Raw genomic sequence first — 17,304 nt, 5'->3', positions numbered from 1 at the left:
GAATCAGCATGTTGTTCCACGTAAAAATGACCGTGAAATTGCCCGCCGATATGGACCCGTCATTGGCCACCCGGCTCAAGGCGGACGAAAAGGAACTGGCGCAACGGCTGCAACGCGACGGCGTATGGCGACACCTGTGGCGCATCGCCGGGCATTACGCCAATTACAGCGTGTTTGATGTGCCGAGCGTCGAGGCCCTGCACGACACGCTGATGCGCTTGCCGCTGTTTCCCTACATGGACATTGAGGTCGATGGCCTCTGCCGGCATCCGTCGTCGATCCATACGGACGATCGCTGATCCAGGGTTTCGAATCCATCCCTGAACACTGTGGGAGCTGGCTTGCCAGCGATAGCAATACACCAGCCGCCATCAATGCTGGATGACACACCGCAATCGCTGGCAAGCCAGCTCCCACAGGAGAAGGTGGTCTGTCCTGAAGATTCGCGTAAACCACAAAACAACAAGATGAGGTAACCACTATGACCGTGAAAATTGCACACACCGCCGAGCTGCAGAAATTCTTCAAGGAAGCCTCCGGTTTTGCCAACGACGACGGTAAAACCCGGCTGAAAACCATCGTCCTGCGCATCTTGCAGGACAGCGCCAAGATCATCGAAGACCTGGAAATCACTGATGGTGAGTTCTGGAAAGCGGTCGACTATCTCAACCGATTGGGGGCTCGTTCGGAGGCGGGATTACTGGTCGCAGGCCTTGGCATCGAGCATTTCCTCGACCTGTTGCAGGACGCCAAGGACGCACAGATTGGCTTGACCGGCGGCACACCGCGCACCATCGAAGGCCCGCTGTACGTGGCCGGCGCGCCGTTGTGTGAAGGCGAGTGCCGCATGGATGACGGCAGCGAAGAGGGCGTCGCCACCGTTATGCACCTCGAAGGCCGGGTGTTCGATCTGCACGGCCAGCCCTTGGCCGGTGCCACCGTTGACCTGTGGCACGCCAACACCAAGGGCACCTACTCGTTTTTCGACCCGAGCCAGTCCGAATACAACTTGCGCCGCCGCATCATTACCGACGCCGAAGGCCGTTACCGCGCTCGCAGTATCATGCCCTCCGGTTATGGCTGCGACCCACAAGGGCCGACCCAGGAGTGCCTGAACCAGCTCGGCCGCCATGGCCAGCGTCCGGCCCATGTGCATTTCTTTATCAGCGCACCGGGGCATCGGCACCTGACGACGCAAATCAATCTGTCGGGTGATCAATACCTGTGGGATGACTTCGCCTATGCGACCCGTGAAGGCTTGGTCGGGGAGGTGGTGTTCCGCGAGGACGCGGTGTCGGGGTGTTATGCCGAGCTGAAGTTCGACTTCCAGCTGCAACCGGCGCCGGATGCCAGTGCTGAACAACGCAGTCAGCGGCCGCGTGCGTTGCAGGAGGCTTGATACCGAGTCGTCTGTGCCCCTCACCCTAACCCTCTCCCGGAGGGAGAGGGGACTGACCGATGTGATCTTGAGCGCTACGCCGACCTGAACGTTTTTTACCGAATCCAACCCGGTTTTTCAGGTCGATGTATAACGCAAGACAACCCGGTCGGCTCCCTCTCCCACGGGGGAGGGCTGGAGTGAGGGGAAATCAGGCCTAAGGTAATGCGAAAAAGATATTGGCTCTGCATTTTTAAGATCGTTTAGTTTTGTCGCAACGACGAATCAAAACGCATCAAACCGATAGACCCCGATTGCCATGACGGCACACGCTGAATCGATCACAGGTTTTTCAGGTTTGATTCACACGGGAGTGAATCATGCCGCATACCCTCGATATCACCGCATTACCGACGCTGGACCTGTCGCTGTTCGAAGGCACGGCGCAACAGCGTTACGAATTTCTTGAAGACCTGCGCCACGCCGCTCGCGACGTCGGGTTCTTCTACCTGACCGGTCACGGCATCGACAGCGCTTTGCTCAAGCAGGTACAGGCCCACGCCCGCCAGTTTTTCGCTTTGCCCGACAGCGAGAAAAACGCCGTCGGCATGATCAATTCACCGCACTTTCGCGGTTACAACCGGGCCGCCTCGGAGATCACCCGTGGCCAGCCCGATCTGCGTGAACAGTTCGATCTGGGCGCCGAGCGCGAGGTGTTGCCATTAGACGCGGACAGCCCGTTCTGGGCGCGGCTGCAAGGCCCCAACCAATGGCCGGCGTCACTGCCGGAGCTAAAACCTCTGTTACTCGAATGGCAAGAGGCGATGACGCGGATGTCGTTGCGCCTGCTGCGTGCGTTCGCTCAGGCGTTGTCGCTGCGCGCCGATGCGTTTGATCAGCTCTACGGCGACAAACCCAACGAACACATCAAACTGATGCGCTATCCCGGCCAATCCAGCGAGTCGAGTCACCAGGGCGTCGGCGCACACAAGGATTCCGGTTTCCTCAGCTTCCTCCTGCAAGACCAGCAGGCCGGTCTGCAGGTCGAGATCGAAGAGGGGCGCTGGATCGATGCGTTGCCGCGTGAGAACACCCTGGTGGTGAACATCGGCGAACTGCTCGAGCTGGCCAGCAACGGTTATCTGCGGGCCACGGTGCATCGGGTCGTGTCGCCGCCCGAGGGCACTGAGCGTCTGTCTGTTGCGTTCTTCCTCGGTGCGCAACTGGATGCCGTGGTGCCGCTGTATCCGCTGCCCACCGCACTGTTGCGCGAGGCACGCGGGCCAGCAAGTGATCCGCTCAACCCACTGTTTCGCGATGTCGGCTGGAACTACCTCAAAGGTCGTTTGCGCTCGCATCCCGACGTCGCGCAGCGCTTCTACGCCGATGCGCTACTGCCGCCACCGCCCGTTCGTAAAACCGCCTGACTCATCACTCGCTCAAGGACTCCGCACATGATCAAGAAAGCAGGTTTGACCCTGGCCGTGCTCGGCGCGCTGGTGACGTCGTTCGGTGCGCAGGCGCTGGAGCCGCTGCGCGTGGCTGCCGACCCGGTGCCTCACGCGCAGATTCTGGCGTACATCCAGAAAATCGATCCGCAACTCAATCTCAAAGTCATCGAGATCCCCAACGGTGTGAACTCCAACGAGCTGTTGGTACACGGCGATGTCGACGCCAATTACTTTCAGCATCTGCCGTACCTGAAATCCCAGGAAAAGGCCCTCGGCGAAAAGCTCGCGGTGGCCGCCACGGTGCACATCGAACCCTTGGGCATTTACTCTCACCGGCACAAAAGCTTCGCCGACGTGCCGGTAAAAGGCACGGTCGCCGTGCCCAACAACGTCACCAACCTGAGCCGCGCGCTGTACCTGTTGCAGGACAACGGCCTGATCAAACTCAAAGCCGGCTTCAACGACCCGGCGGCGGATCAGGCAACGCCCAAGGACATCGCCGAAAACCCGAAACAACTGAAGATTCTCGAGATCGAATCGCCACAGATTCCGCGCTCGCTGGACGACGTCGATCTGGCCGTAATCAACGGCAACTACGCGCTCGACGCCGGGCTGGTGCCGGCCAAGGATGCCTTGGGCCTGGAGAAAGCCGAGCACAATCCTTACGCCAACATTCTGGTAACCACGCCCAAGCTCGAACACGATCCGCGTATCGCGCAACTGGCCAAGGACCTGACGTCGCCCGAGGTCGCCAAATACATCAGCGACAACTTCGCCGGCTCGGTGATTCCCGTGGCGGGCGGCAAGCCATGATCACCGTCGAGCAGTTGAGCAAGACTTATCCTTCGGCCGCGCAACCGGCACTCGATCAGGTCTCGCTGAGCATTCCCGACGGCGCGGTCTACGGGATTCTCGGACGCAGCGGGGCGGGCAAGTCGACGCTGCTGCGCTGCCTCAATCTGCTCGAACGACCGGACAGCGGACGCATTCTGCTGGATGGCGTCGACCTGACGACGCTGCCGGTCAGCGAACTGCGCCAGCAGCGCCAGCGCATCGGCATGATTTTCCAGGGCTTCAATTTGCTGCATTCGCGCACCGTTTTCGACAACATCGCGGTGCCGCTGGAGATCGCCAAGGTCGGCAAGCCGTGGCGCCATGTGCGGGTTCGCGAGCTGCTCGAGCTGGTCGGTTTGAGTGACAAGGCGCAGGCCTTTCCCTCGCAATTGTCCGGCGGCCAGAAACAGCGCGTCGGCATTGCCCGCGCCCTCGCCGCAGAGCCGGCGTACCTGCTATCGGACGAGGCCACCAGTGCGCTCGACCCGGAAACCACCGCGTCGATCCTTGAACTGCTGCGCGACATCAATCGGCAACTGGGCGTGACCATCGTGCTGATCACCCACGAACTGGAGGTGGTCAAGTCGATCTGCGACCACGCCGCGTTCATGGCCAACGGACGTTTAGTCGAGGCCGGGCCGGTGCCACGGCTGCTGGCCGATGCGCAATCGCAACTGGGTGCTTCGTTGCGACCGACTTGCGGCTTGCCGCTGGGCCACGATGCACCGGGCCTGAGTTTTCTCAAGCAATACGGCGTACGAGCGGCGCACTCATGAACCGCACGGTCAACTGGGATGAAATCCTGCAGCTGGTGTTCAACGCCACCGGTGAAACCCTGTACATGGTCTTGCTTGCGGGGTTGTTCACGCTGCTGATCGGCTTGCCGCTGGGCGTGTTGCTGTTCATCAGTCGCCGCGACGGACTGCTGCCGATGCCACGCTTGAATGCCGTGCTGGGCGGCGTGGTCAACCTCGGCCGTTCACTGCCATTCGTGGTGATGCTGATCGCCCTGATCCCGCTGACGCGGCTGGTGGTCGGCACAACGCTGGGCAGCACCGCCGCTGTGGTGCCGATCACCATCGGCGCGTTTCCATTTTTCGCGCGCATTGTCGAAAACGCCCTCGACGAAGTCGACAAGGGCCGCATCGAAGCGATCCTCGCCATGGGCGGCGACATCGGTCATGTGATCTTCAAGGTGTTGTTGCCCGAAGCGCTGCCGGCTTTGCTGGCCGGGATCACCTTGACGCTGGTGATGCTGATCGGTTTTTCCTCGATGGCCGGGGTGATCGGCGGCGGTGGACTCGGTGATCTGGCGATCCGTTACGGCTATCAGCGGTTCAACAATGAAGTGATGGTTGCCACGGTGGTGGTGTTGGTGATCCTCGTCCAAGGCGTGCAAAGCCTGGGCGATCGGTTGGTTCGTTCGCTGGCGCATCGCCGCTAAGGAATTGTATGAGTGTGCCGGTCGCTGTAGTCCGCGAACCGCTGATTCGTGTACGTGAGTTGAGCAAAATATTTGGTGCGAGCCGGGCGCTGGACGCGGTCAGCCTGGACATCTATCCCGGCGAAGTGGTGGCGCTGCTCGGTGCGAATGGCGCGGGCAAGTCAACTCTGGTGAAGATCCTGGCCGGCAGCCAGACCGCCGACGCTGGCGAGATCTGGCTGGAGGGCGCGCCACGGCATTTCAGTTCGCCGCTGTCGGCGCGGCGCTTTGGCATTGTCGCGGTGCATCAGCAAATCAACGAGGGCATCGCACCGGGTTTGAGCGTCGCGGAAAACCTCCTGCTCGATGAACTGTGCAAGCCGGACGCGGACTTCTGGCTCAATCGCCAACGCCTGCTGGAGCGCGCTGCGAGCATCGCCGCCGGACTGGGTTTGACCTTGCCGCTGGAGCAGCCGATCGAGCATCTCGGTCAGGCCGAACGGCAACTGGTGGTGCTCGCTCGCGCGTTGGCGTTGCAGCCGCGTCTGCTGATTCTCGATGAACCGACGGCGGCGCTCTCCGATGCCGAAGCGCAACGCTTGTTTGGATTGATCGATACTTTGCGCAGTCGCGGCGTGGCGATTCTGTACATCTCCCATCGACTCTCCGACCTGCAACGGGTGGCGGATCGCGCCATCGTTCTGCGGGATGGCAAGTTCGCGGGCGAGTTCACCGCTCGGCAACTGCCCGAAGCGGTCAACGCCATGCTCGGACAGGCGCTGGCCGAGCATTTTTACCAGCCGCGCGTGGCCGGGCGCGAGGTGTTGCAGCTCAACGCCTTGCAAATCCTGCCGCGATCCGCCGCGTTCGATCTGACCCTGCGCGAGAACGAAGTCGTGGTGCTCACCGGCCTGTTGGGCGCCGGTAAAAGTGAAATCGCCGAGGTGTTGTTCGGCCTGCGTAAAGCGGCCTCGGGCAGGGTGCAACTGGATGGCGCTGACTGGCGTGCAGACTCACCGCGCCAGGCCATTCAAAGCGGGGTTTTCTTCGCCGCCGAAGATCGCGGCAGTCAGTCGCTGGTACCTGATTTCTCTTTGCGTCGCACCCTGACCTTGCCGTTTCTCGAGCGCTTCACCCGCGGCGGTTTCATCCGCAACCGCGCCGAAGCGGCAGCGGTCGAGGCACAAGTAGCGGCGCTGGGGATCAAGACCGCCGGTATCGATGTGCCGATGAGCGCACTGTCGGGCGGTAATCAACAGAAAGTCGTGCTCGGCCGCTGGCTCCTCGGCGAAGGGCGAGTGTTGATCCTCGATGAACCCTTTCAAGGCGTCGACGTGCGCGCCCGCCGCGACATCGGCCAACTGCTGCGCGATAGCGCCAAGGGCCGCGCGACGCTGGTGATTTGCGCCGACGTCGATGAAGCCCTGGAAATTGCCGACCGCATTCTGCTAGTGCGCGATCACGCCGTGGTCGCCGAGTACCCGCGCGCCGGCCTCAATCGCGCTGATCTGGTCGCTGCACTGGCCGGCAGCGACGTCACCGAACATTCCCCTCAAGCCACGCCAAGGAGCAGAGCGAGTGCCTGATTCAAGTTCACTGATATCGACCGAGCCGGCCCGCGCCGAACGTCTGCTGCACGGGTTGATCCGCTACGGCCTGCTGTGGCTGCTGGCGCTGATTGTGGTGTTTTTCAGCGTTGCCGAGCCGGCATTCCTGCGCGTCGGCAACCTGTTCAGCATCCTGCAATCGGTGTCGATTGTCGCGCTGCTGGCGCTGGGCGTGACGCTGACCATGGCCGTCGGCGGCCTCGATCTTTCGATTGGCGCGGTGGCGGCGATGAGCCTGATGATCGCCAGTTACGTGATGGTCGTGCTCGGCTGGGGTGCGGTGCCGGCGGTGTTGATCAGTCTGGCGGGTGGGGCGCTGGTCGGCCTGCTCAACGGCTGGCTGATCGTCAAACTGCGCGTGCCGGACATTCTCGCGACGCTGGGCAGCATGTTTCTGGTGATCGGCGTGCAATTGATTCCCACCGGTGGACGCTCGATTGCAGTCGGCATGACCTTGCCCAGTGGCGAGGAAACCGAAGGTACGTTCAGTGCCGCGTTTCTTGCGCTGGGGCGCGGGCGGTTGTGGGAGGTGGTGCCGATTCCGGTGTTGATCACGAGCGTGGTGGCGATCGCGGTGTGGTTATTTCTCGAACGCACGCGCATTGGTCGTTTGTTCTATGCCATTGGCGGCAACGAGCAAGCGGCGCGACTGGCCGGTGCGCCAGTGCAGCGCTTCAAGTTGTTGGCTTACGTGCTTTCGGCATTGCTGGCATCGCTCGGCGGCTTGTTGCTGGCGGCGCGTTTGGGTCGCGGTGACGTCAGCTCGGGCAATGGCCTGGTGCTGGATGCCCTCGGCGCGGCGCTGATCGGTTTTGCCGTACTTGGCGCGAAGAAGCCCAATGCCTTTGGCACCCTGGTCGGGGCGCTGCTGGTGGCGGCGCTGCTCAATGGTCTGACCATGCTTAACGCGCCTTACTACGCGCAGGATTTCGTCAAGGGACTGGTGTTGGTGCTGGCCCTGATGTTCACCTTCGGCCTCGCGCATCGAGCGCGTTGAGCCGCTTCATTCAAGGAAGTTGTATGCACGGTTCAATCAAACAATTTGCCCGTCATTGCCTCGCCGGCGCGTTGCTTTCGGCAATGGCGCTGAGCGCTCAGGCCAAAGCCTTGCCCGGTGCGCCGGCACCGTTCGACAAAGGTCAGGTGCAGATCGCGCTGGTGGGGTATTTGTTCTCCGGGGATTTCCCCGAGGCGTATTTGCGTGGCGTCGAAAAGCAGACCGAAGCGTTGGGTGCCAACCTGCGCGTATTCGATGCCCGGCAGCAGGCGGCGAGTCAGGGCGAAATGATCGATCAGGCGATCGATTTGGGTGTGGACGGCATTATCGTCCAGCTCGGCTTGGCCGAAACGCTCAAAGCGCCGATTGATCGGGCCATTGCCAAAGGCATTAAAGTCGTCGCTTTCGATGTCGATCTGAACACGCCGCAAGTTACTCAGGTCGAGCAGGATCACCATGCGCTGGCACGTCTGGCCCTCGATCAAGCCCTGAAGGACAACGGCACGAAGTTCAATGCTGGCTACGTGTACATCAGCGGTTTTACGCCAATGGAGCGCCGCGACGAAATCTGGAGTCAGGTGAAGAAGGCCAATCCGGGGATCGTCGAGAAGGCCCGCTTTGGCACGTTGAATCCGCCGATTGCCAACTCGGTGGCGGATCAGGCCAGCGCCGTGCTTCGCGCCAACCCGGGCATCAGCGTGATTTTTGCGCCGTTCGATGAGTTTGCCAAAGGCGCGAAAATCGCTGTCGACGAGGCTGGGCTGACGAGCAAGGTGAAGATCTACAGCGCCGATATTTCCACTGCCGATATTCAAATCATGAAAGAGCCGGACAGCGCCTGGGCGGCGACGGCAGCGGTCAATCCGCAAGTGGCCGGGGCAATAAGTGTGCGCAGTCTGGCGATGTTGATTGCCGGGGAAAATCCGGGGCATCAGGTGCTGGTGCCGCCGACGCTGATTACCCGTCAGCAGTTGCTGGATCTGGATGTGAAAAACGTTCGAGATCTGGCGCAGAAACTCCCGGCCTTCGGTGATACCGCCAATGTCGCGCGGGCGCCGTGGATTCCAGTGGCTAACTAGATCTTCCTACTGACAACGATCCCGTGTAGGAGTGAGCCTGCTCGCGATAGCGGATTTGAATCCAACATTGTTGCCGGCTGATCCACCGCTATCGCGAGCAGGCGAAGGCCTACAGGAGATTGGGGGCACCCTTGAAATTGGAGCGACTATGCACAACAAAGCTGCACGCATACGCAAAAGCCGTTCACCGACGACGGATCCGGCGTACGGCAATCGACTACCCCCAGGCCAAGTGCTGACGGAGCGATTCCCAATTCTCCACGAAGGCGAAGTACCGGAATATGACCTTGCCAACTGGTCGCTGCGGGTGTTCGGCACGCTCGCACAACCGATCGAATTACGTTACGCCGACCTGCAGGCACTGCCGCAACGACAACTTCGCTGCGACATCCATTGCGTGACACGCTGGTCGAAGTTCGACACTGAGTGGAGTGGGGTGCATCTGCAGGATTTGTTGCAGGCGTTCGATCTCCAGCCGACATCGGCGTTCGTCATGGCCCATGCCGATCACGATTACCAGACCAACTTGCGACTGGATGATCTGTTGCACTCCGACAGTCTGCTGGCCACCCATTACGCTGGCCAGCCGCTGACCGCGCAACATGGCTGGCCGCTACGGTTGGTGGTGGCGGGGCGGTATTTCTGGAAGAGCGCAAAGTGGCTGCGCGGGCTGGAATTTGTTGAACAGGAACAGCCGGGGTTCTGGGAGCAGAACGGCTTTCACCTGCACGCCGATCCGTTTGCCGAACAGCGATTCAGTGGTGATGAACTGGATATTGCAGAGGATGCCTGGCTGGAGAAAGCCTTCGACTAAGTAGCGTCTGATGCAGATCAAAACTGTAGGAGTGAGCCTGCTCGCGATAGCGGTGTGTCAGTTGACAACTTTCTTATTGATATACCGCTATCGCGAGCAGGCTCACTCCTACAGGGAACCGTATTTCAGTCTAAAAATTGTTTTTAGTTGGTTGAAGTGTTGGCTCAGCAACACTTCTGCTGAACTAAGAACAATCCTTTAGAGCGATCTAACCTAAGCGTTATTGGTTCTTTTACGAGTTGCGGCAGCTCGTCTAGCATCGGCTTTCAAGGGGAAACGTCTCACGCTGGGGAAACTGCAACTCACCGTAAACAAGCCTTCACTGCCTTCCAGAAATCCAAAACTACAGCAGACATTGCCGCGCATTGCTTGCCGAACTTTATTGTCGGTAACGGCCGGGTATTAACTGCGATTCAAGGAGCTGTTATATGCATCACCGTTCCCGTTCATTATTGGCGGCTGCTGTCGTGTCCGCCATCTGGCAACTTCCGGCCGACGCAGAAGAAACTTCCGCCAGCGCCGACAGCGAATCGCGACTCGGCACCGTGTTGGTCACCGGCACCCGGGGTACTTCGCGCACCGTGCTCGACTCTCCGGTGCCGGTCGACGTGCTCACCGCCGAAGACCTGAAATCCGCCGGCGCCGCTGATGGTGAACTGGGCGCGGCGTTGCAGACGTTATTGCCATCCTTCAGCCTGCCGCGCCAATCCAACTCCGGTGGCGCCGACCACGTGCGCGCGGCGCAACTGCGTGGCATGAGCCCGGATCAGGTGCTGGTACTGGTCAACGGCAAGCGTCGCCATACGTCAGCGGTGGTCAACGACTCGTCGAAGATCGGGCGCGGTACCGCACCCGTGGATTTCAACTCGATCCCGCTCAGCGCGATCAAACGCATCGAAGTGCTGCGCGACGGCGCCGGTGCGCAGTACGGCTCCGACGCGATTGCCGGGGTAATCAATATCATCCTGGATGACGCGCCGGAAGGCGGCGAGGTGTCTACCAGTTATGGCGCCTATCACACCCATCAGGACGCCATCGACAAGACCACCACCGACGGCCAGAACAGCGTGACCACGGCGAAGATCGGCACGCGCCTGGGCGAAGAGGGCGGGTTTATCCGCGGCGGCACCGAATACAAAGATCGCAATCCGACCAACCGCTCCGGTTTCGACGGTTTTGCCGACAGCCCCGGTCAGCGCAACTATGTGATGGGCGACGGCGTTGCGCGTGACGTCAACCTCTGGTTCAACAGTGAACTGCCGCTGGCCGGCGGCAAAGCCTACAGCTTCGGCACCTATAACCAGCGCCATACCACCGGCGCTGAGTTCTATCGTTATCCGTATGAACAGCCGCAGTTCTACCCCAACGGCTACTTGCCGCAATCGCTCGGTGACAACAAAGACGTCTCCGCCACCGCCGGGTTCAAAGGCCTGCTCGGTGACGAGTGGGACTTCGACAGCAGCGTTACCCACGGCCGCAACCGCTTCGATGGCTCGACCCGGCGCACGCTTAACGTCAGTCTCGGCGAAGACTCGCCGACGAAGTTCGACACCGGCGATTACGAGCTGCGCCAGACCACCACCAACCTCGACTTCAGCCGCGAACTGCGCCTCGGCGAGCGCTCCTTTGTATTGGCGGTGGGCGGTGAATACCGCTACGAAAATTACCTGACCTACGCCGGTGACGAGGCCTCGTATATCGGCTCCGGAGCGGACGGCGCCAATGGCCTGCGCCCGAGCGAAGAGTCGGATCTGGATCGCAACGTGTTCGGTACTTACGTCGAGTTGTCCGGCGATCTCACCGAGCGCTTCTTCGTCGACGCCGCCACCCGCTGGGAGCATTACGACGATGCCGGCAGCAAACTGACCGGCAAGCTCAGTGGTCGCTACAAACTCACCGAGCAATGGGCCCTGCGCGGTGCGGTGTCGAACAACTTCCGCGCGCCGTCGCTGGCCCAAAGCGGCTTCCAGAACACCACCAGCAACTTCGGCGATGGCGGCACGCTGACCGACATCCGCGTGCTCTCGGTCAACGACCCGATCGCCCGCGCACTCGGCGCCGAGAAGCTCGATCCGGAAACCTCGAAGAACTTCAGCCTCGGCCTGACCTTTCAGTTGAATGAACGCTTCGATGCATCCCTGGACGTGTTCCGCATCGACGTCAAAGACCGCATCACCCTGTCGCAACGCATTGGCAGCGATGCCCTGGAAAACTACATCAACGACAACTTCGGCGTTGCTGGCGTGCACGACGTCAACTTCTTCACCAACGCCGCCGACACCAGCACCCACGGCGCCGAACTGGTGCTCAACTACCATCAGCCGTTCTACGAAGGGCAATTGGGCCTGACCACCGCGTACACCTACAACCACACCAAAGTCACCAGCACCAAAGGCACGCCGTCGCAATTGACGGCGTTGGGCATCGGCAACGACGCCCTCGTTGGCGTTGAAGAAACCAACACCCTGACTGATGCTGCGCCGAAGGATCGCTTCATCTTTTCCGCCAACTGGGCCAGTGAACACTGGGGCTTGCTCGGTCGCTTGACGCGCCAGGGCGAGACCACCCGGGTGTTCGATTTCGGCGACTCGCAGCCCGAGCAAACCTATGGCGCGGTGTGGCAACTGGACGCCGAAGTGGCTTACAAATTTACGCCGAAATTCAACATTGCCGTAGGCGGCAATAACCTCACCGACAACTACCCGGAACGTTCCGGTTCGGCGATCAACTACGGCGGCAACCTGCCGTACGACGTGCTCTCGCCAATCGGCACCAACGGCGCCTACTACTACGCCCGCGCTACCTATGGTTTCTGACGCGGGGCCGGGGCGGCATCTGCCGGTTTTTCAGGCGTTGCTGATCACGCTGGGCATGGTGATCACCACCGACATCCTGAAAACCGCGCCGACCGTGGCGCTCAATGTCGGACCGCAATATTTCTATCTGGTGTGGGTGCTGGGTGGCGTCGCATCAATGATCGGCGCGCTGTGTTTTGCCGAGATGGCCACAGCGTTTCCGCACCCGGGTGGTGACTATCATTTTCTGCGCACGGCGTATGGCGAGCGTATGGGATTCTTGTTCGCCTGGTCGCGGTTTTCGGTGATGCACACCGGGTGGATAGCGTTGTCGGCGTTCATGTTTGCCGATTACGTCGATGCGGTGGTGCCGTTGGGACAGTACGGTTCGGGGCTGTTTGCCGGGGCGGTGATTGCCGCGTTGGTGCTGCTTAATCTCACTGGCAAGCACGTTGGTTTTATTACCCAGACCTTGTTGGTGGGGCTGTTGGCGCTGGGCTTTTTGAGCATCGCCAGTGCCGGTGTTTTTTTGGCCTGGCAAGGCATCGAACCACCTGCGCCGAGTGTCCCGCCCATTGCGCAAGACACTGGCATGGCCGGCTTCTCGGCGGCGATGATTTTTGTCTTTCTGGCGTTCGGCGGCTGGAGCGACGCGGCGACGTTGTCGGCAGAAGTGCGTGATGGCCGGCGGGGGATTTTCATTGCCATGCTCGGTGCGCTGAGCGTGTTGATGGCGATCTATCTCGGGTTGAACTGGGCGTTTGTCGAGGGCCTGGGATTCGCAGGGTTGGCTGCCAGCAATGCTCCGGCCGTAGAGTTATTGAACCGCGCATTCGGTGCGCCGGGTGTCATGCTGATTTTGCTGATGGTCGGCATCGCCGCGATAGCGACCATCAACTCGACCTTGCTGGTCGGGGCGCGTACCACCTACGCTGCCGCGCGCGACGTGCCGCAACTGCGCAGTTTCGGTGCTTGGGACGATCGGCATGGTGTGCCGCGCAAAGCGTTGCTGGCGGAAGGTGCGGTGGCGTTGCTGCTGGTGCTGTTTGGCAGTTTTACCCAGAGCGGTTTCAACACCATGGTTGAGTACCTGACTCCGGTGTATTGGTTGTTTTTGAGTTTGAGCAGCGTGGCGCTGATTATTCTGCGGGGGCGTTTTCCCGAGGTGCCGCGGCCGGTGAAGGTGCCGTTGTATCCGCTGTTGCCGTTGCTGTTTTTCGGGTTGTGCCTGTATATGCTGTATTCCAGCGTGACGGTGGTGGGGGTTGGGGCGTTTTTTGGGATTGGAGTGTTGCTGGTTGGTGCCGTGCTATTGGCCGGGTTGAGCCGTTTAAAAGCGAACCCTCATCGGAAACGCCGCCCGCCCAGCCCTCTCCCGGAGGGAGAGGGGGCCGACCGAGGTGTCTTGCGTGATACATCGACCTGACAGACTGAGTCGATTATGGATTCAGTGAAGCACGTTCAGGTCGGCGTACTTCTTCAATATCCCCGGATCGGTTCCCTCTCCCTTTGGGCGGTCCGACGTTTCGGGAGGGCTAGGGTGAGGGGCTTCTAGAAGGACACCTCCGCCGGCTGCGACAACCGCAGCACCGACAAGTCCCCCGTAATACGCTTGTAAGCCAGACGAATCGCTTCGATGCTGGCCCCATTCTTCGGGCTGTTCTCATGCAAAATCACAATCACCTTGGTGCTCAAGCGCTCAGGTTCTTTCGCGCCCTTATCCCGCCACTGCCCATAAGCATCGAACACACTGAAACCATCAGGAAACCGCGACGTGACTTCCTGATCAAGAAACTCACGCCAGCGCGCCGTGCTCACCGCACCTTCCTTGCCATCAATTGAACCCACCGAAAAGTACAACTCGGTGCGAATCCACTGCGCCTGTGCCGGCCGCGAGGCATCGCCTTGCAGGGTCGAGCTGGCGGGATCATGGGTGTGAACGGACGCAGGAGGAGGGCTGGCACAACCGGCGACGGCCAGGAACAAGGCCGCCAGTAAAAGACGTTGAGGCATGGAACATCCTTATTGATCGTTAGGTGAACCGCTCGAGTATAAGGTTGCGGTTTACCGGCCAATAAAGACCTAAAAAGCAGGCTGATAGGCGCTTCGGGAATAACCCGCTTACGTCGTCGCCGGCGGTTTCGCCAAGGCAATTTCCGCCGCCCCCAAACGCTTGAGAATCTCGAACAGCAAATCACTTTTGGTCACCCCGACAATCCTCGGGCTGCCCACATATCCTGTGACCGTCAAAGTAATCCCGTCCGGCGACAATTTGCTGAAGCGCACAAACGGCGCCGGTTTATCGAGGATGGTTTCGTTCTCCCGATAGGTGTTGACCAACAGGTCCTTGACCTCTTCGGGATCGATGTCCAGCGGGAACACCAATTCCAGTGACGCCACGCCTTGCGCGCTGCCGCCCAGGGTCACGTTGCGCAGGTTCTGCGAGATCAATTGCGAGTTCGGCACGATGACGATCGAGCGGTCGCTGAGCTGGATTTCCGTGGCGCGCACGTTGATGCGGCGGATGTCGCCTTCCACACCACTGATGCTGATCAAGTCGCCGACTTTCACCGGTCGTTCAGTCAACAGAATCAGGCCCGAGACGAAGTTCTTGACGATCTCCTGCAGACCAAAGCCGATACCCACCGACAGCGCACTGACGATCCACGCCAGATTGGTCCACTGCACGCCCAGTGACGACAGCGTCAGCAGAATCACGAACGCGTAACCGATGTTGGAAAACAGCGTGCTCAGCGACGCGCACATGCCCGGATCCATGTCGGTCTTGGGCAGAAACTCATTGTCGAGCCAGCGGCGCAGGGCGCGTATCAGCCAGATACCGATCATCAGCGCCAGCACGGCATTGAGCAGGTGGCCGGGAACGATGTTCAGCTTGCGCAGCCCGGCGCCGCCGAGGATCGCCATGATGTTGCTCGCCAGTTGCCCCAGCGTGGTGCCGATGCCGCCGACAAACAGGGCGATGACCGCCAGCAAAAGCAGCGCTGCCCGACTGAAACCCGACAGCAGAATCTCGATCTGATCAAGCCGTCGATCGCCAATGCCGAGCAGCTGTTTGAGCGCCTTGCCGCTGGCGTGCCGTGGCGAAAAAACATGCTCACAGACGTCCTTGACCAGTTGAATCAGCAGGTAGAAACCCGACAAGACAATGTACGCCCACACCAGCTCATAACTGATGAACCGCGCCAGCGACACATAGCCGGTGAGCAGAGCGATCGCCGAGACGAACATCGAGATGCTCGCGATGGTGTAAATCACCCCGGCAAATGTGCTGTTGGCCGCCGAGGCATCATTGGCCGCGACCAGTGCCTTGCGCACTTTGCCGACGCGCAACAGCAGGACCGTCACGATCGCCAGCACGACGATCGAAATGACCCCGCGCCCGGCGATCACGATCTGGCTGCTCATGCCCGTGGCATTGCTAACCTGCACCAGCGTCACCAGCACCAGTAACGTGCAGGACAGAATGCGCGGGTAGGGTTTGAGCGCCAATGCCACTTGATCGGCAATCGCTGGCAGGCGCCACGAGGGATGCTCGGTCGACAGCAACGCACGGCTCAATCCGGTGAGCAGCACGCAGGCATAGACGACTTTTTCGAACTCTTCGGAGAAGGTTTCCAGCACCGGCGGCAAAGGTTGGTGGCGGGTGCAGGCATAGAACAGCAATTGCAAAGCAATCGCGGTGGTGGCGATGGTTGCCAGCGCCGAGGCGAACGCCAGCGCACTGCGACGCAGGCGACCCTCGGGCATGCGGTAAATGCACACCCAGGTCAGACCGCGTTCGGCCAGTCTGCGGCCGAACGTCCAGATGATCAGCGCCAACGCCATCAACACACTGGTGTAGAAACGTTCCCCTGGTGCCCACACGGTGGCCCAGGTGTCGCGCACCTGCGCGACGAAAAAGCGTAAACGCTGACGGTCGTCGTCACTCGGGCTCACCAGCGGCGACCAGAAACTCGGGCTCAGCACGCTGTCAGTGCCCAGCGTCAGCTCACTTTCAAGCAGTGTGCGACGGATGCCGGCGATCTGCGTAATCAGATCCGCCGCGCTCTGTTTCAGCGCCGCCAGGCTCTTCAATGTGCCGTCGACCTTGCTCTTCTGCTCGGCCAGCGACGCTCGTTGCGCGACGATGTCTGCTTGCTCAGCTGCCAGATCGGCATCCGGCGCCGCCCCCAGCACCCCCAACTGCACCGCCAGTTGCGCCTGCTGCGGCAACAACGCCGCCGACAACCGATCGACATCCAGAATAAACGCCTGCACCCGATCCTGCGGGCCTTCGAGCTGGTTGTAGTTGTTCGCTGCGGAAATCTGTTGTTTGAGGCCATCGAGGCGTTGTTGCAAGGCCTGCAGATCGCTTTGCGAAATCACCGGCAATGGCGCAGCCGCGGTGGTTACCGGCGCCGGCAAGTCGGCTGCCCATAGCGTCGGACTACCGCCAACCAGCAGCATGAATACGACAAAAAACAACGACTTCAATGTGTTGCGCATGGGTGCGGCGGCTCGAATTGATCACACAGTCTATGAGGTTAGGTGATCAAGCCGATCGGGGAGGAAAAGTTTCGGGCAGAGCAGGGCAGGTGCGCAGCGCTTCCAGACGAAAAAAGCCCGACGGGTGAGGTCGGGCCTTTCTTCGGTGACTGCGCTGAAACGCTGCATTCAGACGGCGCGGCGTTCGAGCAAACGGTCTGAACCGCCTTCGGCTACTGCGTCGCTGAACAGCGGGTCGATTTCGGTGGTGGCGGCTACCGCGTCGCTGAACAGCGGGTCAGTCTGAGTAGCGGCGGCCACTGCGTCGCTGAACAGTGGATCAGTCTGGGTGGCAGGTTCAGCGGCAAAAGCATTCAGGGCAAAGAGCGAGAAAGCGATGCTGAGAACGGTTTGGCGTTTCATGAGTGTGTGCTCCGTGGG

Annotated in this window: 15 protein-coding genes; 12 read left to right on the top strand and 3 right to left on the bottom strand. The window is 60.6% G+C overall.

The window, feature by feature from the left end:
• Positions 1-8 precede the first annotated feature (8 nt).
• From catC to ACM6JQ_RS09435, 12 genes are all read left to right on the top strand, one after another.
• Positions 9-299, top strand: coding sequence for a muconolactone Delta-isomerase (gene catC / locus ACM6JQ_RS09490; RefSeq protein WP_095111915.1), 291 nt, complete (start codon positions 9-11; stop codon positions 297-299).
• 182 nt (positions 300-481) lie between these two features.
• Positions 482-1,399, top strand: coding sequence for a catechol 1,2-dioxygenase (gene catA, locus ACM6JQ_RS09485; RefSeq protein WP_414893646.1), 918 nt, complete (start codon positions 482-484; stop codon positions 1,397-1,399).
• A 359-nt stretch (positions 1,400-1,758) separates the two neighbouring features.
• Positions 1,759-2,805 carry an isopenicillin N synthase family dioxygenase gene (locus ACM6JQ_RS09480; protein WP_414893645.1) on the top strand — a complete coding sequence of 349 codons (1,047 nt, stop codon included), beginning with the start codon at positions 1,759-1,761 and terminating at the stop codon, positions 2,803-2,805.
• 27 nt (positions 2,806-2,832) lie between these two features.
• Positions 2,833-3,642, top strand: coding sequence for a MetQ/NlpA family ABC transporter substrate-binding protein (locus ACM6JQ_RS09475; protein WP_414893644.1), 810 nt, complete (start codon positions 2,833-2,835; stop codon positions 3,640-3,642).
• On the top strand, positions 3,639-4,439 hold the full coding sequence (locus tag ACM6JQ_RS09470; protein ID WP_414893643.1) for a methionine ABC transporter ATP-binding protein: 801 nt from the start codon (positions 3,639-3,641) through the stop codon (positions 4,437-4,439). Before ACM6JQ_RS09475 ends, ACM6JQ_RS09470 begins: the two co-directional genes overlap by 4 nt.
• A complete protein-coding gene (locus ACM6JQ_RS09465; protein WP_007950374.1) occupies positions 4,436-5,107 on the top strand; it encodes a methionine ABC transporter permease in 672 nt (223 codons plus the stop codon). Before ACM6JQ_RS09470 ends, ACM6JQ_RS09465 begins: the two co-directional genes overlap by 4 nt.
• 8 nt (positions 5,108-5,115) lie before the next feature.
• On the top strand, positions 5,116-6,672 hold the full coding sequence (locus tag ACM6JQ_RS09460; protein WP_414893642.1) for a sugar ABC transporter ATP-binding protein: 1,557 nt from the start codon (positions 5,116-5,118) through the stop codon (positions 6,670-6,672).
• On the top strand, positions 6,665-7,690 hold the full coding sequence (locus ACM6JQ_RS09455; protein WP_414893641.1) for an ABC transporter permease: 1,026 nt from the start codon (positions 6,665-6,667) through the stop codon (positions 7,688-7,690). Before ACM6JQ_RS09460 ends, ACM6JQ_RS09455 begins: the two co-directional genes overlap by 8 nt.
• A 23-nt stretch (positions 7,691-7,713) precedes the next feature.
• Positions 7,714-8,769 (top strand): substrate-binding domain-containing protein, encoded by a 1,056-nt coding sequence (locus ACM6JQ_RS09450; RefSeq protein WP_414893640.1) that lies wholly within the window; start codon positions 7,714-7,716, stop codon positions 8,767-8,769.
• Between the two features lie 148 nt (positions 8,770-8,917).
• Positions 8,918-9,583, top strand: a complete 666-nt coding sequence (locus tag ACM6JQ_RS09445; RefSeq protein ID WP_095111921.1) for a sulfite oxidase-like oxidoreductase — start codon at positions 8,918-8,920, stop codon at positions 9,581-9,583.
• A gap of 428 nt (positions 9,584-10,011) precedes the next feature.
• A complete protein-coding gene (locus tag ACM6JQ_RS09440; RefSeq protein ID WP_414893639.1) occupies positions 10,012-12,399 on the top strand; it encodes a TonB-dependent receptor plug domain-containing protein in 2,388 nt (795 codons plus the stop codon).
• Positions 12,389-13,804, top strand: a complete 1,416-nt coding sequence (locus tag ACM6JQ_RS09435; protein ID WP_414893638.1) for an APC family permease — start codon at positions 12,389-12,391, stop codon at positions 13,802-13,804. The genes ACM6JQ_RS09440 and ACM6JQ_RS09435 overlap by 11 nt, the downstream gene beginning before the upstream one ends.
• Positions 13,805-13,929: 125 nt before the next feature.
• Here the strand turns inward: ACM6JQ_RS09435 and ACM6JQ_RS09430 are convergent, their stop codons facing one another.
• From ACM6JQ_RS09430 to ACM6JQ_RS09420, 3 genes are all read right to left on the bottom strand, one after another.
• Positions 13,930-14,391 carry a DUF3574 domain-containing protein gene (locus tag ACM6JQ_RS09430; RefSeq protein WP_414893637.1) on the bottom strand — a complete coding sequence of 154 codons (462 nt, stop codon included), beginning with the start codon at positions 14,389-14,391 and terminating at the stop codon, positions 13,930-13,932.
• A gap of 108 nt (positions 14,392-14,499) precedes the next feature.
• The gene (locus ACM6JQ_RS09425) at positions 14,500-16,884 is read right to left on the bottom strand and encodes a DUF3772 domain-containing protein (RefSeq protein WP_414893636.1); all 2,385 of its coding nucleotides are present in this window, start codon (positions 16,882-16,884) and stop codon (positions 14,500-14,502) included.
• Positions 16,885-17,052: 168 nt separating this feature from the next.
• On the bottom strand, positions 17,053-17,286 hold the full coding sequence (locus ACM6JQ_RS09420; RefSeq protein WP_414893635.1) for a hypothetical protein: 234 nt from the start codon (positions 17,284-17,286) through the stop codon (positions 17,053-17,055).
• Positions 17,287-17,304: the final 18 nt, after the last annotated feature.

It is taken from the genome of Pseudomonas sp. IT-232MI5 (assembly GCF_949767845.1).
Classification (GTDB): domain Bacteria; phylum Pseudomonadota; class Gammaproteobacteria; order Pseudomonadales; family Pseudomonadaceae; genus Aquipseudomonas.
The sequence above is the reverse complement of the archived record's forward strand: the minus strand, read 5'-3'. Positions and strand labels throughout refer to the sequence as shown.

What these genes read in the sequence shown, in the direction of transcription:
- catC (WP_095111915.1), top strand. Translation starts at nt 9, where the DNA reads ATGTTGTTCCACGTAAAAATGACCGTGAAATTGCCCGCCGATATGGAC.
- catA (WP_414893646.1), top strand. Translation starts at nt 482, where the DNA reads ATGACCGTGAAAATTGCACACACCGCCGAGCTGCAGAAATTCTTCAAG.
- ACM6JQ_RS09480 (WP_414893645.1), top strand. Translation starts at nt 1,759, where the DNA reads ATGCCGCATACCCTCGATATCACCGCATTACCGACGCTGGACCTGTCG.
- ACM6JQ_RS09475 (WP_414893644.1), top strand. Translation starts at nt 2,833, where the DNA reads ATGATCAAGAAAGCAGGTTTGACCCTGGCCGTGCTCGGCGCGCTGGTG.
- ACM6JQ_RS09470 (WP_414893643.1), top strand. Translation starts at nt 3,639, where the DNA reads ATGATCACCGTCGAGCAGTTGAGCAAGACTTATCCTTCGGCCGCGCAA.
- ACM6JQ_RS09465 (WP_007950374.1), top strand. Translation starts at nt 4,436, where the DNA reads ATGAACCGCACGGTCAACTGGGATGAAATCCTGCAGCTGGTGTTCAAC.
- ACM6JQ_RS09460 (WP_414893642.1), top strand. Translation starts at nt 5,116, where the DNA reads ATGAGTGTGCCGGTCGCTGTAGTCCGCGAACCGCTGATTCGTGTACGT.
- ACM6JQ_RS09450 (WP_414893640.1), top strand. Translation starts at nt 7,714, where the DNA reads ATGCACGGTTCAATCAAACAATTTGCCCGTCATTGCCTCGCCGGCGCG.
- ACM6JQ_RS09445 (WP_095111921.1), top strand. Translation starts at nt 8,918, where the DNA reads ATGCACAACAAAGCTGCACGCATACGCAAAAGCCGTTCACCGACGACG.
- ACM6JQ_RS09440 (WP_414893639.1), top strand. Translation starts at nt 10,012, where the DNA reads ATGCATCACCGTTCCCGTTCATTATTGGCGGCTGCTGTCGTGTCCGCC.
- ACM6JQ_RS09435 (WP_414893638.1), top strand. Translation starts at nt 12,389, where the DNA reads ATGGTTTCTGACGCGGGGCCGGGGCGGCATCTGCCGGTTTTTCAGGCG.
- ACM6JQ_RS09430 (WP_414893637.1), bottom strand. Translation starts at nt 14,391, where the DNA reads ATGCCTCAACGTCTTTTACTGGCGGCCTTGTTCCTGGCCGTCGCCGGT.
- ACM6JQ_RS09425 (WP_414893636.1), bottom strand. Translation starts at nt 16,884, where the DNA reads ATGCGCAACACATTGAAGTCGTTGTTTTTTGTCGTATTCATGCTGCTG.
- ACM6JQ_RS09420 (WP_414893635.1), bottom strand. Translation starts at nt 17,286, where the DNA reads ATGAAACGCCAAACCGTTCTCAGCATCGCTTTCTCGCTCTTTGCCCTG.